19 protein-coding genes are annotated in these 14,101 nt (G+C 63.8%); 12 read left to right on the top strand and 7 right to left on the bottom strand.

The genetic code is table 11. The features are described 5' to 3' along the window. Positions 1-54: 54 nt before the first annotated feature. From EYW42_RS06420 to EYW42_RS06380, 10 genes are all read left to right on the top strand, one after another. The gene (locus EYW42_RS06420; RefSeq protein ID WP_135534425.1) at positions 55-891 is read left to right on the top strand and encodes a hypothetical protein; all 837 of its coding nucleotides are present in this window, start codon (positions 55-57) and stop codon (positions 889-891) included. Positions 892-1,224: 333 nt separating this feature from the next. Continuing rightward, complete coding sequence (locus EYW42_RS06415; protein ID WP_135534424.1) at positions 1,225-2,532, top strand: glycosyltransferase family 87 protein; 1,308 nt, start codon at positions 1,225-1,227, stop codon at positions 2,530-2,532. 62 nt (positions 2,533-2,594) lie between these two features. Next, positions 2,595-2,777 carry a DUF1918 domain-containing protein gene (locus tag EYW42_RS06410; protein WP_135534423.1) on the top strand — a complete coding sequence of 61 codons (183 nt, stop codon included), beginning with the start codon at positions 2,595-2,597 and terminating at the stop codon, positions 2,775-2,777. 11 nt (positions 2,778-2,788) lie between these two features. Next, entirely contained in the window at positions 2,789-3,217 is a 429-nt protein-coding gene (locus EYW42_RS06405; RefSeq protein ID WP_135534422.1) for an RNA-binding protein, read from the top strand. A gap of 85 nt (positions 3,218-3,302) precedes the next feature. Continuing rightward, complete coding sequence (locus EYW42_RS19440; protein WP_161972916.1) at positions 3,303-3,479, top strand: hypothetical protein; 177 nt, start codon at positions 3,303-3,305, stop codon at positions 3,477-3,479. Beyond that, positions 3,476-3,715 carry a cupredoxin domain-containing protein gene (locus tag EYW42_RS06400; protein WP_161972915.1) on the top strand — a complete coding sequence of 80 codons (240 nt, stop codon included), beginning with the start codon at positions 3,476-3,478 and terminating at the stop codon, positions 3,713-3,715. Before EYW42_RS19440 ends, EYW42_RS06400 begins: the two co-directional genes overlap by 4 nt. 63 nt (positions 3,716-3,778) lie before the next feature. Continuing rightward, positions 3,779-5,215, top strand: coding sequence for an NAD(P)H-hydrate dehydratase (locus EYW42_RS06395; RefSeq protein WP_135534420.1), 1,437 nt, complete (start codon positions 3,779-3,781; stop codon positions 5,213-5,215). Further along, positions 5,212-5,691 (top strand): cyclic pyranopterin monophosphate synthase MoaC, encoded by a 480-nt coding sequence (moaC, locus tag EYW42_RS06390; protein WP_135534419.1) that lies wholly within the window; start codon positions 5,212-5,214, stop codon positions 5,689-5,691. Before EYW42_RS06395 ends, moaC begins: the two co-directional genes overlap by 4 nt. Positions 5,692-5,876: 185 nt before the next feature. Beyond that, positions 5,877-6,884, top strand: a complete 1,008-nt coding sequence (locus EYW42_RS06385) for an NAD(P)H-dependent flavin oxidoreductase (protein WP_135534418.1) — start codon at positions 5,877-5,879, stop codon at positions 6,882-6,884. Between the two features lie 46 nt (positions 6,885-6,930). Continuing rightward, positions 6,931-7,371 carry an acyl-CoA thioesterase gene (locus EYW42_RS06380; protein ID WP_135534417.1) on the top strand — a complete coding sequence of 147 codons (441 nt, stop codon included), beginning with the start codon at positions 6,931-6,933 and terminating at the stop codon, positions 7,369-7,371. On the opposite strand, the gene hflX is transcribed toward EYW42_RS06380, so the two are convergent. Continuing rightward, positions 7,372-8,667 carry a GTPase HflX gene (gene hflX, locus EYW42_RS06375; RefSeq protein ID WP_135534760.1) on the bottom strand — a complete coding sequence of 432 codons (1,296 nt, stop codon included), beginning with the start codon at positions 8,665-8,667 and terminating at the stop codon, positions 7,372-7,374. Between the two features lie 214 nt (positions 8,668-8,881). Between hflX and EYW42_RS06370 the strand changes: the two genes are divergently transcribed. Next, positions 8,882-9,193, top strand: coding sequence for an FUN14 domain-containing protein (locus tag EYW42_RS06370; protein WP_135534416.1), 312 nt, complete (start codon positions 8,882-8,884; stop codon positions 9,191-9,193). A 188-nt stretch (positions 9,194-9,381) separates the two neighbouring features. Here the strand turns inward: EYW42_RS06370 and EYW42_RS06365 are convergent, their stop codons facing one another. From EYW42_RS06365 to EYW42_RS06345, 5 genes are all read right to left on the bottom strand, one after another. Then, the gene (locus tag EYW42_RS06365; RefSeq protein ID WP_135534415.1) at positions 9,382-10,107 is read right to left on the bottom strand and encodes a ribosome assembly factor SBDS; all 726 of its coding nucleotides are present in this window, start codon (positions 10,105-10,107) and stop codon (positions 9,382-9,384) included. 68 nt (positions 10,108-10,175) lie between these two features. Beyond that, complete coding sequence (gene psmA, locus EYW42_RS06360) at positions 10,176-10,967, bottom strand: archaeal proteasome endopeptidase complex subunit alpha (protein ID WP_135534414.1); 792 nt, start codon at positions 10,965-10,967, stop codon at positions 10,176-10,178. Positions 10,968-10,971: 4 nt separating this feature from the next. Then, positions 10,972-11,451 (bottom strand): Rpp14/Pop5 family protein, encoded by a 480-nt coding sequence (locus EYW42_RS06355; protein ID WP_135534413.1) that lies wholly within the window; start codon positions 11,449-11,451, stop codon positions 10,972-10,974. Beyond that, complete coding sequence (locus EYW42_RS06350; RefSeq protein WP_135534412.1) at positions 11,448-12,161, bottom strand: class I SAM-dependent methyltransferase; 714 nt, start codon at positions 12,159-12,161, stop codon at positions 11,448-11,450. Before EYW42_RS06350 ends, EYW42_RS06355 begins: the two co-directional genes overlap by 4 nt. Continuing rightward, positions 12,145-12,849 carry an RNase P subunit p30 family protein gene (locus EYW42_RS06345; RefSeq protein ID WP_135534411.1) on the bottom strand — a complete coding sequence of 235 codons (705 nt, stop codon included), beginning with the start codon at positions 12,847-12,849 and terminating at the stop codon, positions 12,145-12,147. The genes EYW42_RS06350 and EYW42_RS06345 overlap by 17 nt, the downstream gene beginning before the upstream one ends. A 157-nt stretch (positions 12,850-13,006) precedes the next feature. Between EYW42_RS06345 and EYW42_RS06340 the strand changes: the two genes are divergently transcribed. After that, positions 13,007-13,717: a DUF2270 domain-containing protein gene (locus EYW42_RS06340; protein ID WP_135534410.1), complete on the top strand. Its 711-nt coding sequence runs from the start codon at positions 13,007-13,009 to the stop codon at positions 13,715-13,717. Positions 13,718-13,743: 26 nt separating this feature from the next. Here the strand turns inward: EYW42_RS06340 and EYW42_RS06335 are convergent, their stop codons facing one another. Continuing rightward, entirely contained in the window at positions 13,744-14,022 is a 279-nt protein-coding gene (locus tag EYW42_RS06335) for an acylphosphatase (protein WP_135534409.1), read from the bottom strand. Positions 14,023-14,101 lie beyond the last annotated feature (79 nt).

Below are 14,101 nucleotides of genomic sequence, written 5' to 3'. Positions count from 1 at the left end.
CGCTTCTCGAAGCGGAGCGGAACGCCTTACCCAGTTCGGTCAGTACAGGTGAGTATGTACGGCGTCGTCACGCGCAACGAAGAAGAACTTGCGTGGTCGGAGTTCGACCGCGGATTCTACGAGGTCAAAGACGTTACTGGCCGGGCGGCGGAACCCGTCGCCGAAGGTGTGAACATGATCTCCTGCTTCGGCGACACCGCGGCGGGCGAGGCCGACTCTGATCTCGTTCCAGTCAGCGAGGATGGAGACCTCGCGACTCGCGAGCGGACGTACTTCGACTGGGGGTACGTCTGCCCCTCCCGCGAGAAGTACCGCGAGGGGTTACTGGAGATAGTCGAGGACTGCGCCGCGGTCAATCCCGACGTGCGTCTGGACGACGTTGGCTTCCCCCGGCCCGAATACTGCTACTGCGAGGTGTGTAACGAGCGGTTCGCGGAAAGCGACTACGACGACCGGTTCGCCTGGCGGGCCGAGGTCATCACGGACTTCGTCGCCGAGGCCGCAGACCGGATCCCGGGAACGACCTACTTCACGCTCTACCCGGACCCGTATCCGGGCCATCTCTACGAGCGGGCGGGACTGGACCTCGGCGCGCTCGCGGAACACGTCGACGAGTTCGTCGTCCCGCTGTACGACATGGCCTACGAGACGACCTACTGGCTCGAAACGATAGCCAGCGGGTTCGAGGACGCGCTGGACCGTCCGTTCAGCGTCGAACTGTACGCCGTCGACGTCGACATCGACAACTTGGTCCACGCCGCCAAAGTCGCCGACGAGTACGGCGAATCCGTTCTCTTCGGCTACGACGCCAGCAACGCGCAGGCGACCCTTCGCCGAATGCGGGCGGACGCCAAGGACGGCGTCAGTTACGGCACCGAAGGTAACCAGTGAAACCCGATACCCATCAGATCGCCGTGTGATCAAGCTACAGTGTGTTAACCGCTGACACGACAGGGTAGCGCTCCGTTCCGCCACCGTAGGCGACTATCTACTCGTCGGTCAGAGCATGAGACGACTGTTCGGTCGGCCTATTGACCGTCATCGGACAGGCGACGTGTTCTGTCCCTGTGAGGAATCCTGACCCCTCGGAGTCGGATCGTGAGACCGTACTACTCCGGTAACATTGCGAAAAGTTGAAAAGACGTGTCTTGGTAGGGTTTATTATACGGTAAATCGTGTCCGAGAAAACGTCCCCCAACTCCACGACACGTAGCCGCCTCCAAGATGACGACGATAACTGACCTCGATGTGGACTCCCGGCCGATCCGTGACCGCCTCGCCGACTACACGCTCGTACGTGCCGTGTTGCTCGCCGGCATCGTCGGCGGAACGCTCGTCCCCCTGTATTACCTCCTCCTTGCGGACACGACACCGCTCGCATGGGACTTCCGGGCGTACCGACACGCCGCCGAACTGTTCGTTTCCGGTGAACCGTTCATCGGAGCGAGCCCCTCCGTCGGCGGAGGGAGGTGGGTGTACCCACCGATAGTCGTACTGCTGTTCGTTCCATTCGCCGCCTTCCCGTCCTTGACAGGCGCGTATGCGGCCGCCACCATCGTAAACATCGGCCTCCTCGTACTCACGGCTCGTCTGGTGATCCGGATCGTCGAACGGGTCCGGCGGGAGCGTCTCGCCCGCGTCGACCGCCTCCTCCTGACGTTGTTCATCGTCACGAACACGTTTTCCGCGGTCGTCATCGGTCAGGGGCAGATCGATCCGCTCGTCTGTGTGACGCTCGCCGGGGGCTTTCTCGCCCTCGAGAGCGGGCGTGAGACACGGGCTGGCGTCCTGTTCGCCGTCGCGGCTGTGATCAAGCTATTCCCCGTAGTGGTGGGCGCGTGGTTGCTCTACCGACGCGCGTACCGCGCGGTCGCCGCCGCCGTAGCAACTGGTGTCGGAGCGATCGTCGCGAGTTTCGCCGTTTTCGGGGTCGAGACACACCGCAGATATCTCCACTTCGTGCTGTACGAGCGGAGCCGTCTGGAAACTGCCGCGTCGGGGATCGATCCCAACTACTCGTCGCTGACGCTCCACCGGCCGCTGTCAGTTCTGTTCCCCGAGCTATCACCGAACGCCTACGTCGCGATCGCCGTTATCGCGTTCCTTCCCGTGATAGTGGTCTGTTTCATGCGTACCGTCACAGTCATCGACCGGCTGGTAGCGTTCCTCGTGACGCTGACAGCGAGTCTGCTCGTCACGCCGGCAACGATGATCCATCACGCCGTCTACCTCCTAGTCCCGCTGCTTCCGCTGTTGTACGGCATCAAACAGCCCGCGATCCGGCGCACCCTCTGTATCGGCACCCTGGCAATGCTGTTTCCGGTACTCCCCGCCCAGATCGACCGGGTGCTCGCGATGGCTGATACGCTCGACCCCGTCAGGGCAGGCGTCATGAGCGTCGTCACGCCAGTGTTGACGACCGCCACCGTCACCCTGTACGGTCTTCTGATCGTGGTCAGTGTCTGCGTCAGCTACAGGGTGTGGACGCTCGACGTCCCCCGAGAGGACTCGAACGGGGTTCCGGGCGACTGAACCGCGACGGAATCGGCGGACGGATCAATCCCTTTTTGTCGACGCCGAGGGAACGGACTCGTATGAGCTTCGAAGAGGACGACCGCGTGGTCCTGCACGACGAGCACAGCGAACACGACGGCGAGGAGGGGACAGTCACCCAGGTGATGGACACGATGTTCGGCGATAGCACGTACACCGTCAGCTTCGAGGACGGTCAGGAGACGGGTGTCCCTGAGGATTCGCTCGAATCCGTAGAGGAGTAAGCAGCAGTTCGATGTCGAACGTCCCGTTTCACTACGTCGACCTCCGTACGTTCTGCTACGCGACCGAGGACGAGAAGCGCGTCGAGGAAGCGTTGCGGACGTTCCTGCCCGAGGAGTTCCCAGTCGAGCGAGCGGAGAGCGAAGGCCACCACGGCGACCGAATCATCGTGTTGTCGGCCCGCATCGAGAACGCTGACGACATCCGCCACGCCCTCGACCGGATCATGGAACTCAGCGAGATAGAGACAGTCGTCGACGAACTCGACGAACGCGTCACCGAGAACACGGAACTGTTCATGCATCTCGATAAACAGGCGGCGTTCGGCGGTGACGCCGCACTCGGCGAGGGGATCACGTTCCGGGCGAAAGTTGAGGCCTACCCGGCCAAGAAGGAGGCCGCCGTCGAGAACGTGCGGGAGGCGCTGACCAACGGGGACTGACCGGATCGCTTCCGTCCTGTCGCCCACATACCACTAAGGAGCGTCGCTTGGGACCGTTCTAGGCCGCGAATACGGCGACGCTACAATGAACCGACGAAGATTCCTTTCGGCCACGGCCGCGCTATCGACTCCCCTGGTCGCTGGCTCTGGTGACGGCAACAGCGACGGAAGCGACGGCAAAGAGGACGTTGCCGACGAGACGGTCACGATAACCGATGAATCGTTCGACCCGGTCCGGTTCTCTGCACCGCCGAAGGTGTGACCGTCGAGTGGGTCAACGAAACCGACGAGGCACACACGGTGACGAGCGCCGAGTTTCACGACGATGCCGAGTCGTGGGACGCGACGCCCCAGTTAGCGCCCGACGGGAACGCCGCCCACAGTTTCGACTTCGAGGGGATATACGAGTACTACTGTTCGAACCACGGCGGGGGAACGATGTGCGGCCTCGTACTCGTCGGGGACGTCTCCGAAGACGAAGACATGCCCTGTGAGTAGCGATTCGCGGGAGACGGGACCGGTCCCGCAACGTTAACGCCCGCGGCTGTCGAACTGCAGCGTATGATACAGAGCGACAGGATGGCCGCCATCGACGCGAACGCAGAGGCGTTGGGCGTACCGCGAAAGCAACTCATGGAGTCGAGCGGCAACGCTGTCGCCCGCGAAGTTCGTGATATCGCGGAACGAGGCGACAGTGTCGTTCTCGTCGCGGGACGTGGGAACAACGGCGGCGACGCGTTCGTCGCGGCCCGGTTTCTCGACGAGTACGACGTGACGACCGTTCTCCTCGGCCGCGCCGACACCATCGGCACCGAGATCGCCCGCGAGAACTGGGAGGCGTTACAACGGGTCGAGTGCGACACCCGCCAGTTCACCGACTCGGTGGCAGTCGATATCCCCGACTGTGACGTTATCGTCGACGGGATGCTCGGCACCGGCGCGACGGGGGCCCTCCGCGAACCCGAAGCGACGGCGGCCCGGGCGATAAACGAAAGCAACGCGACGGTCGTCGCCGTCGACGTTCCCTCGGGAGTTGACGCGGACACCGGCGAAACCGACGGCGTCGCCGTCGACGCCGACCGCGTCGTCACGTTCCACGACCGGAAGCCGGGATTGGCCGGTCTCGACGCGGCGGTACGCATCGCTGACATCGGTATCCCCGACGCCGCCGAACTGTTCGTCGAACGGGGTGACCTCCTGGCGCTTTCGCGAGACCCACAGAGTCACAAGGGCGACCACGGAGAGGTGCTCGTCGTCGGGGGTGGACCGTACACTGGTGCGCCGGCGCTTTCGGCACAGGCGGCGCTTCGAGCGGGTGCGGACCTCGTCCGGGTCGCGGCGCCCGAAACCGTCGTCCGAGAGATCCAGGGGTACGAAGAGAGCCTCATCGTCCGCGAGTTACCGGGCGACAGAGTACAGCCGGGCCACGTCGACCGACTGCTCGAACTGGCGGACGACCACGACGCCGTCGTGTTCGGTCCCGGCCTCGGCCACGCCGAAGAGACGAACGCGGCCGCCCGGGAGTTCCTCTCCGCCTACGATGGGACGTGCGTCGTCGACGCCGACCCGCTTCGCGAAGTTCCGAAGGTCGATACTGACGCCGACCTGATCTGCACGCCGCACCAGGGCGAACTCGAATCGATGGGCGGCGAAACCGCTGACGACTGGCGCGAACGGATGAGTCTCGTCGAGAACTACGCCGACGAACTGGACGTGACTCTGCTGGTGAAAGGCGCTCACGATATCATTTCGGACGGCGAAGAGACTCGCGTAGGGAGAACGGGCAATCCGGGGATGACAGTCGGCGGCACCGGTGACGTTCTCGCCGGTATCACCGGTGCGCTGGCGAGCGGACACGACACCCTGACAGCAGCAGGCATTGCGGCCTTTGTCAACGGACGGGCTGGCGATCTCGCGGTCGGGGACCGGGAGTACGGGATACTCCCGACGGACCTGTTAGATCGCATCCCTCCGGCGATGTGGGGTGACGACAAATGACTGACGAACTGACCCACACCGACGACGAGGGTGACGTACAGATGGTCGACGTTGGCGACAAACCAGACACCGCGCGGCGGGCCGTCGCCCGAGGCCGGATTCGCCTTCAGGCGTCGACCGTCGACGCCGTCCGCGAGGACGAGATCGGGAAGGGCGACGTGTTAGCGACGGCCCGCGTGGGCGCGGTTCAGGCCGTCAAGCACACCTGGGAGACGATCCCGATGTGTCACCAGATCCCGATCACGAACGTCGACACCGAGTTCGACGTGAGCGATGAGAGTATCGAACTGACGGTCGCGGTGGAGACGACGGGGAAGACCGGATGCGAGATGGAGGCGCTGGAAGGGGTGACGACGGGGCTGAACGTCGTCTGGGACATGGTGAAAGCCGCCGAGAAGGACGACGACGGGGGGTATCCGGATACGGGAATCGATGACGTTAGCGTCGTCGAGAAGGCAAAGCGACCGCTGGAGTAGGGCCGTCCTCGGTCTCCGGTCTGGGCGAACAGGCGACACTCGTGTTCGCGGGACGCCGTGTCGCGCAACCGCGTTTCGTCCCGCGGCAGTTCTCAGATCACAGTGGGCGGTATCCCCGTACTGGTGTATAAACTGATGGACGGATTGCCGGAAAATACTCATCTCGGAACCCTGTGGGAAAACACATGGAAACAGCGTTCACGGGACTGGCAGGGGTCGAACACCCCGTCGTACAGGCACCAATCGGGAGCGCGACGTGTCCCGAGCTCGCCGCTGCAGTGTCGAACGCCGGCGGTCTCGGCCACCTCGCAGTCACCTGGCGCGACCGGGAGGAAACACAGCGGGCGATCGAGCGAACGAGTGCCTTGACGGACCGTCCGTTCGCCGTTAATCTCGTCCTCGACGATGCGACGAGGGAGCGACCGACCGACGAACATCTGTCGGTCTGTCTCGACGCGGGTGCGCGGATCGTCTCGCTATCGTTCGGTGACGCCGAACCGTACGTCGATCAGGTCCACGACGCGGACGGTCTGGTCCTCCAGACGGTCGGGAGCGCTGCGGAAGCGCGAACGGCTCAGGCGGCGGGCGTCGACGCAGTCGTGACGCAGGGCTGGGAAGCCGGCGGCCACGTGCAGAGCGAGGTGGCGACGCTTCCGCTGGTACCGCGGGTGGTCGATGCCGTCGACGTTCCGGTCGTTGCGGCCGGCGGCATCGCCGACGGCCGAGGGGTCGCCGCCGTCCTGTCGCTCGGGGCGGACGCGGCATGGCTCGGCACCCGTTTCCTGGCCACGGAGGAGGCGAACGTGCACCGCGGGTACCGCGAACGGGTAACTGCGGTCGACGAAACTGAAACCGTCTACACGGGTCTGTTCGACAAGGGGTGGCCGGGAATGTCCCACCGTGTCGTCGAAAACGACACCGTCCGACAATGGCGAGCAGCAGACGAACCTGAACCGGGGGACCGCCCAGGCGAGGACGCTGTCGTCGCCGAGTCCGCGGACGGTACGTCGATAGAGCGGTACTCGGAAGCGCTAGCGACTCCAGATGTCTCCGGCGATATCGACGAGATGGCGCTGTTTGCCGGGCAGAGTGCAGGTCTGACTGACGACGTGTTGTCGGCTGACGATGTCGTCGAGCAACTGGTGGCCGAGACGGAGTCGGCGATAGACCGAGCCGCTGGCTTGCGCCGCTGAAGACGGGAGACGAAGGCTCTTTGACCCCCCGACCGAACGCGGTCCCATGCCGACGCTGATAGACACGTATATCGAGAACCGGAGTCGAGTGCAGCCGAACCACGCCAACAATTACGGGACGGTCCACGGGGGAAACGTCATGAAGTGGATGGACGAGATCGGCGCGATGTCGGCGATGCGTTTCGCGGGAGAGTCCTGTGTCACCGCGAGCATCGACAACATGGACTTTCGCAACCCTGTACCGACTGGCGACACCGTCGCCATCGAGGCGTACGTTCACGGGTCAGGGCGAACGAGCGTCCGGACGCGGGTCCGGGCGTTCCGTGAGAACCCCCGGACTGGGGAACGCGAACAGACCACGGAATCGCAGTTCGTCTTCGTCGCCGTCGACGAGAACGGAACCCCGACGACGGTCCCGGACCTCACCGTCGAAAGCGACCGCGGCGAACGTCTGCTACGGGACGCTAAAGCGGGCGAGAACGAGTAACTACGCCGACTCGACGACCGAGAGGTCGGACGCCTTCGCGCGGGACTGTTCGACGACGGCGGGACGGGCCTCGAACTCGATAACCACGTCGCCATCGCCGTAGGTCACGTCCTGAACGCGGGCGTGGTCGTGGAGCCACGAGACGACGCTCATCGTGTCGTCGGTCATCGGCATGACGAGCGTCTCGTGTTCCCAGTCCGGGAGTTCGCTGTCGATGCGCTCGCGGAGGCGGTCGATGTCGATACCCTCCTTGCCGCTTACGGGGATCGGGTTCGGAGCCAGTGCCGACAGCGCTTCGCGCTTCTCGTCGAGTTCCTCGTCGTCGACGATGTCGACCTTGTTCAACACCGTGACGATCGGCGCCTGGTTGCGCTCGTAGAGGGTGTCGTGACTGGTGACGAGTTTCTCGCGAATGTCCGCGACCGGTTCGCTCACGTCGACGACGAGCAGAACGAGGTCGGCCTGATACACCTCGTCGAGCGTGGATTTGAACGATTCGACGAGCCAGTGCGGGAGATCGCTGATGAATCCGACGGTGTCCGTAAGCAACACGTCGCGCCGTTTCATGTCCATTCGGCGTGTCGTCGTGCCGAGAGTGGTAAACAGCTGGTCCTCCGACTCCGCGGTCTCGTCGAGGTCGGGGTGGAGGTCCTCGTTCTCATCGACGTCTAGGTCTTCCGCCAGGCGGCGCATCAGCGTCGACTTGCCGGCGTTCGTGTAGCCGGCGAGAGCGACGAGGTCGAACCCGGACTCGCGTCGCTGGTCACGCCGGTGTTTCTCGGTCTGTTCTATCTTCGCTAGCTCGTCCTTGATACGGCTTATCTGGGCCTTGAGGTCCTGTTCGCGGCTCTCGTCGTACTCGCCGAGACCCATGAACCCGGGCCGTTCCTCCCGCTTTGCGAGGCTGGCTTTCGCCTCGGCCCGCGGGAGTTCGTACCGCAGTTCGGCCAGTTCGACCTGAAGTTGGGCCTTTCGCGTTTGCGCTCGCTGGCCGAAGATGTCCAGAATGAGCGTGAAGCGGTCGACGACTTCGACCCCACCGGGGAGTTTCTTCCCGAGATTGAACGTCTGGTAGGGGCCGAGTCGGTTATCGAAGATAACGGTCTCTGCTCCGGTCCGTCTCGCCTTCGCCGCGAGTTCCTCGACTTTCCCCTCCCCGAGTTCCAGCGCGGAATCCTCCTCGCGGGTCTGGGTTACTTCGTCGACGACGGTGTATCCTCCAGCGCGTGCCAGGTCCGCGATCTCCTCGGTGTCTGCGGTCCCTGAGTCGACGCGCTTGGCGATTATGGCCTTCATCGTGTGTCCGCTGGTGCGTGCGATATCGCTGTCACCCTTTGTCGGGAGTACGCGCTCGACCCATTTAAACCCGGTCCGCCCCGCGGCGATGCGTTCAGAGTCCAAGAGATACTGGTGCTGATGTATCTGCAGTGACGGATACCTGCCGGCAGGGTTCCGTTCCTGTCGATTCATGGCACAAAGCTCATAACTACTAGCGCTCGTCGTATCGAACATGATAGAACTCGACCCACAACAGCTGGGTCTGGAGTTTGGAAGCGGGGCCTTTATCGGCGCGGTCATCGGCTTCGCGGCCAAGAAAATAGCCAAGATCCTCGCGATCATCGTCGGCGTCCAGCTGGCGCTTTTCAAGTTCCTCGAAGCGAAGGGTATCCTGTTCGTCGACTGGAACCGCCTCTCCGCGGGTCTGCTGAAAACAGGCGACACGGTCGAGAACACAAACGACTGGATTCAGCCGATCATCTCCACGCTCTCTCTCGGCGTCGGATTCACCGGCGGCTTCCTGGTCGGATTCAAGAAGGGGTAGTCCGCTCAGAAGGAATTCGAAACCGAAAGGAGTCGATTCGAACGGACCCCGAACTTTTCTGCGTCTACGTGCGGTTCCCACCGTCTCGCGGTACGCTGTCGGCGTCTCGTAAGGACCGTTGCAACTGTGTACCGGTATTCGCCGTCACCGCGTCGTCGAAAAACCGAACTGAATTACGATAGTCCCTCTCAGCGCGTGCTGATCTCGTCTTCGTCACGGACGATCTGAGTTTCCGCCTCGCCGCTCGTCAGTTCGTTCACAGTGTCGTAGAAGTCGTTCTGGAGTCCGGCCGGGAACGTCAGGACGCCTATCCACGACCCGTCAGGTTGCCACTCTTCGCGCTCTAAGTCGCCGTACTCGCGGATCTTTGCCTGCGCGCTCCCCGCGTGGTCCGCCGGAACGCTGACCGCGACAGTCACCTCGTCGAACCGGATCGGAATGATCGGGCGGAGGTCGTCGAGCGCCTCGTCGACCTGGTTCTCGACGGGTTCCATCGGGTCGACGGTGAAACCGGCTTCCTCCAGCGCGTTCTCGATGCGGTCGGGAGGATGGGGAGCGTCGTCCATCTGGGGGTTGACCGCGTTGCGCGCGATGCGCTGAACGAGTTGTTTGTGCTTTTGCTCTTGCATCTCCCGACGCTGGTCGGCGGTGATCTGGATCTCTCCGCGCTGTATCACCTCGGGGATGATCTCCAGTGGGTCTGTCGTTCCGAACACCTCTTCGAGGTCGGCTTCCGCGGGACGGTCTCCCCTGCTCGCGTTTTCGAAGACGTCCTCCGCGGCGATAACGTCCTCCAGTTCACCCTCGAACTCGTCTCGTTTGATCTCGAGGGCAGCGTCGGGGTCGACGAGTACCTCGAAGCGCGCCCCGTGGGACTCGAGCCGCGCCGTCACCGCGTCCTCTAGCGAAATCATATCCGTCAGTAACGCGGCCCGGTTAAAAGGTGTTTCCCGCGAGAGAACTCTCTGTCGAGCGAGCGAGATTACTCCTCGCTGCCGTCGTCGTCGGACTCCTCGCTGTCGGCGGGTTCGTCGCCGGTCTCGTCGGCAAGCAGGTCGTGCTCCGAAAGGTACTCGGCTATCTCGTCGTCGGTGAGTTCGATGTACGACTCCGATTCAGCGTCGACCGTCGCGAGACCGAGCCGCTGCGGCGAGAGTTCGCCGTCGTTGGCGGTAGCGAGCGCTTCGAGCGCCAGCGTGATGCCGCCGTCGAGATCACCGTCCTCTTCGTAGTTCTCTTCGAGGTACTCTTGGATCTCGCCGCGGTCAGCGCCGACGGCGAGCGCCTTCCACTCGTAGGGAGTTCCCGACGGGTCCGTCTCGAACAGGCGCGGTTCGCCGTTCTCGATACCGCCGACGATGAGGGCGACGCCGAACGGGCGAGCGCCGCCGACCTGCGTGTACTGCTGTATGTGGTCGGTAACGTCTTTCGTCAGCATCTCGACGCCGATCGGTTCGCCGTAGCGCAACTGGTTGACCTGTGCGCGGCGTCGGGCGAAGTCGATGAGCTGACGCGCGTCGGCGACGTGGCCGGCGCTCGCGATGCCGACGTGATCGTCGACCTTGTGCAGTTTCTCGACGCTCGTTCCCTCGATGAGCGGCGAGCGGATGCGCTTGTCGACGGCGAGAACCACGCCGTCCGCCGTCCGAACGCCGATACTCGCCGTCCCTCGCTTGACAGCCTCGCGAGCGTACTCGACCTGATACAGACGGCCGTCCGGTGAGAAGATAGTGATTCCGCGGTCGTAGGCCTGCTGTTTAGCTTGTCCCTGCATAGTATCACTCGAAATCGAGTTCCGTCGCGCCCGAAAACGATCCGTCGGTTCGAACGTCGTAGGTGCCGTTTCGAACGACGGCAGTCCGTTCCTGGTTCTCGAACGCGACCGTTCTCTGGGCTGAGAATTCCCCACGCCGTCCTAAATACTTTTCTTCACAGGCGCGAATGGTCCCACTCATCCCCCGAACGACGACGCCGACGGGGTGACCGTCGACCTCGTCGATACAGGCGATCGCCGCCCGCGCCTCGTCCGTGTGACCGTGGCGGACGCGGACGATGGTCTCGCCGTACCCGTCCTCGAACTCGAAGTCGAGCAGCGTCAGATCCGCGTCCGCGCTCCCGGCATCGCCGACGAGGTTCTGGGCGGCGTACCACAGTTCGCGCTGGAACGGGCCGCGCTCTACCTCGCCGTCAGGCCAGGTCTCGATGCCGACTGCGAGGTAGCGCCATTTCGGTCTGAGATGTTTCGGGAGGTGCTTCATGCGCCCCGGTCAGGCTCGTCGATAGACGGGACGCCGTCAGTGTCGGCCGCCACGCCCGGGACGCGTTCCGCGGCGAGGACGCCGACCTGGTCGTGGACCATCTCGACGGCCGTCAGCGCGAACCCGGAGTCGGTCAGTGCGTCAGCGAGGACGCCGACCGTCGCGGGGTCGTCGACCTCGGGGCTGTAAAACGGCACGTCCGGGTTCGGTTCCCCGAAGAACATCACGTCGCCGATGACGACGCGTCGCGGCTCCAAGTCGGCGATTGCGGCGATCCCCTCTCGCTTCTCGTCGTCGCTCAGATGGTGCATGGCGAAGTTGGTTGTCACGACATCCACGTCCGCGTCGGCGGGGGCGTTAGGGTCTCGAAAGCGTCCCTCCCCGAACTCGACGTTGCCGAGGCCGCGTTCCTCGGCCTTGGACTCGGCCTGTTCGAGCATCCCCTCGCTGATGTCGCGGCCGATCACGCGGCCGGCCGGGGCGGTTCCCGACTGACCGTTCGGTGCCCCGGAGTCGCTTTCGTCGGAGGCAAGCGCCAGTGCGATAGCGCCGGTTCCACAACCGAGGTCGAGAACGGTGTCGTCAGCCTCGGGAGCGGCGTGTTCGACCACAAGGTCCGCACAGGCACGGTACTCCGGCGAGTTATCGTCGTCGTACTCGTCGGCTATCTCGCTGAACCGCGCTGCGTGTTCCTCAAGGCTCTTTTTCATACGTACCTCGTTTGACTCCGGGTTCAATGAATGACTCGGACTGGCGCTCCCGATTGCGCTCCGCGAGACGGTGCCACTCCCGGAGGCCGTCCGCCATCCACTCCCGAGAGAACCCGACCAGTTCGCCGACCGCGATCAGTTCTCGTGGCGCGCGGAGCTGTAAGTGCGAATAGGGGTTCGCGCTGACGACGTACGGCGCGTCGTACTGGTCGACAACCTCCCGGAGTTTCCGCATGTCGGAGAGCGCCTGCACGCGCGGGCCGCCGGTGAGGCCCAGGACCGGCGAGAAGTCGAACTCGACGCGGACGCCATTTTCGCGGGCGGCCTTTGCCAGCACGTGGTTGAAATCGCCGTCACCGGCCATCGGCCGCGCAAGTACGTCGACGCGTGGCTGTTCGACGGCGAAGCGGTTCAGTTCGGGCGTTCCGCCCTCCAAGAGGAGAACGGTCACGTCGCGGCGGTAGTTTCCGACGTACCCACTCGCCTGCTCTGGGCCGTCGGCGCGGATTTCCAGCCCGTCGACCACGTCGACGCCGTACTCGTCGCCGATGCGGTCGGCGTCGTAGTCGGGGCGTGCGTCGCTCCGGTTGCGGACGACCACGCCGTCGTAGCCGTACTCGCCGGCCGTTCGGGCGAGCCTGGCGACGGTGCTGTCGCCGTCCGGGTGGGCGTGGACCGCCTCGTACATGCCACGATAACGGCGGCGACGGGTCTTTGCAGTTGCGAAAGCCAGCCGAGGCTGGCCCAACCTGTTCGTTTCCTCCGGTCCGTACCGAACGGAACCGCCGGACTCGTCGGCCACGGGGAGTTCGGGAACTATGGCTGTGGCCGTGGACAGTCGTCGCATGGCTGCTGACGACGAGCACACGGATAGACCGCTTCATCGAGAGGACGAGGATATCGCCGCCGAAATCGCCGACGACACTGAAACTCTCCTCACGCTCCTCTCCGATTTTTACAGGGGCGGGATCAGCCAGGCGACCAGTAATCAGAACCGGATCGACCAGACGACGAACTGGGCGATAACCCTCATCGCCGCACTGCTATCAGTCGTGTTTTCAAGCCCGGATATGCCGGCGTATCTGCTAATAGTGGGAATCGTCATACTGTGTGTCTTCCTCTCGTACGAAGTGCGTCGCTACCGCTTTTTCGACCTGTACCGTTCGCGCGTCCGGTTCGTGGAAGAGAACGTTTACGCGAACGCGTTAGAACCGACCGGCGTCGAGCATTCGAACTGGCGCGAAGAGTTGAGTGACGACCTCCGAAACCCGACGTTCAAAGTGACGGTGACCGAAGCGTTGTCTCGGCGCGTTCACCGCGTATACGGGCTCTTGTTCGGCATTCTCGGCATCGGGTGGGTCGCGAAGGTCACGATGTTCACACCGGAAGCGCGGTGGACCGAGGCGGCGGAATTACCGGGCGTTAGCGGAGTCGTCGTGGCCGTGATTCTCGGCGCGTTTTACCTCAGTATCGTCGTGATCGCAAAGTGGCCGAGCGACCGCGAAGCAAAGGGCGAAATACACGGTGAGGAGCCCGGAGAGTGGAAAAACCAGTGAACGGTCACAGCCGGTGCCACGACCCGCTACCGCCGTATCCGGAACCCGTCCTCGCTCTCCGGTTCCTCGTACTCTACCTCGACTGTTTCCACGTCGGCGCTCGAACTGCCCTCGTGACAGAACTCGACCATCTCCTCGACGGCGTCCTCGGGACCCTCGAAGACGGCCTCGACGCGGCCGTCTTGCAGGTTACGAACCCAGCCGTCGACGCCGTTCTCCCGGGCGGTGTCCCGGGTGGTCGCGCGGAAGTAGACGCCCTGAACCCGGCCCGAGACGAACACGTGTGCGCGCGAGCGGTCGCTCATGGCTGGCGTATCGACTGCACACAGTAAGAAGCTATCGCGTCCAGATCGGGGTTCGAGACAGGCGTCCGTTGTCCTCGTC

Origin of the sequence: Halostella pelagica, assembly GCF_004762015.1 — an archaeon.
GTDB classification, from domain to species: Archaea; Halobacteriota; Halobacteria; order Halobacteriales; family Natronoarchaeaceae; genus Halostella; species Halostella pelagica.
Note: the sequence above shows the minus strand (reverse complement) of the source record. Positions and strands in the feature narration are given on the sequence as shown.

Coding starts and splice junctions, on each gene's coding strand:
- EYW42_RS06420 (WP_135534425.1), top strand. CDS start 55: ATGTACGGCGTCGTCACGCGCAACGAAGAAGAACTTGCGTGGTCGGAG.
- EYW42_RS06415 (WP_135534424.1), top strand. CDS start 1,225: ATGACGACGATAACTGACCTCGATGTGGACTCCCGGCCGATCCGTGAC.
- EYW42_RS06410 (WP_135534423.1), top strand. CDS start 2,595: ATGAGCTTCGAAGAGGACGACCGCGTGGTCCTGCACGACGAGCACAGC.
- EYW42_RS06405 (WP_135534422.1), top strand. CDS start 2,789: ATGTCGAACGTCCCGTTTCACTACGTCGACCTCCGTACGTTCTGCTAC.
- EYW42_RS19440 (WP_161972916.1), top strand. CDS start 3,303: ATGAACCGACGAAGATTCCTTTCGGCCACGGCCGCGCTATCGACTCCC.
- EYW42_RS06395 (WP_135534420.1), top strand. CDS start 3,779: ATGATACAGAGCGACAGGATGGCCGCCATCGACGCGAACGCAGAGGCG.
- moaC (WP_135534419.1), top strand. CDS start 5,212: ATGACTGACGAACTGACCCACACCGACGACGAGGGTGACGTACAGATG.
- EYW42_RS06385 (WP_135534418.1), top strand. CDS start 5,877: ATGGAAACAGCGTTCACGGGACTGGCAGGGGTCGAACACCCCGTCGTA.
- EYW42_RS06380 (WP_135534417.1), top strand. CDS start 6,931: ATGCCGACGCTGATAGACACGTATATCGAGAACCGGAGTCGAGTGCAG.
- hflX (WP_135534760.1), bottom strand. CDS start 8,667: ATGAAGGCCATAATCGCCAAGCGCGTCGACTCAGGGACCGCAGACACC.
- EYW42_RS06370 (WP_135534416.1), top strand. CDS start 8,882: ATGATAGAACTCGACCCACAACAGCTGGGTCTGGAGTTTGGAAGCGGG.
- EYW42_RS06365 (WP_135534415.1), bottom strand. CDS start 10,107: ATGATTTCGCTAGAGGACGCGGTGACGGCGCGGCTCGAGTCCCACGGG.
- psmA (WP_135534414.1), bottom strand. CDS start 10,967: ATGCAGGGACAAGCTAAACAGCAGGCCTACGACCGCGGAATCACTATC.
- EYW42_RS06355 (WP_135534413.1), bottom strand. CDS start 11,451: ATGAAGCACCTCCCGAAACATCTCAGACCGAAATGGCGCTACCTCGCA.
- EYW42_RS06350 (WP_135534412.1), bottom strand. CDS start 12,161: ATGAAAAAGAGCCTTGAGGAACACGCAGCGCGGTTCAGCGAGATAGCC.
- EYW42_RS06345 (WP_135534411.1), bottom strand. CDS start 12,849: ATGTACGAGGCGGTCCACGCCCACCCGGACGGCGACAGCACCGTCGCC.
- EYW42_RS06340 (WP_135534410.1), top strand. CDS start 13,007: ATGGCTGCTGACGACGAGCACACGGATAGACCGCTTCATCGAGAGGAC.
- EYW42_RS06335 (WP_135534409.1), bottom strand. CDS start 14,022: ATGAGCGACCGCTCGCGCGCACACGTGTTCGTCTCGGGCCGGGTTCAG.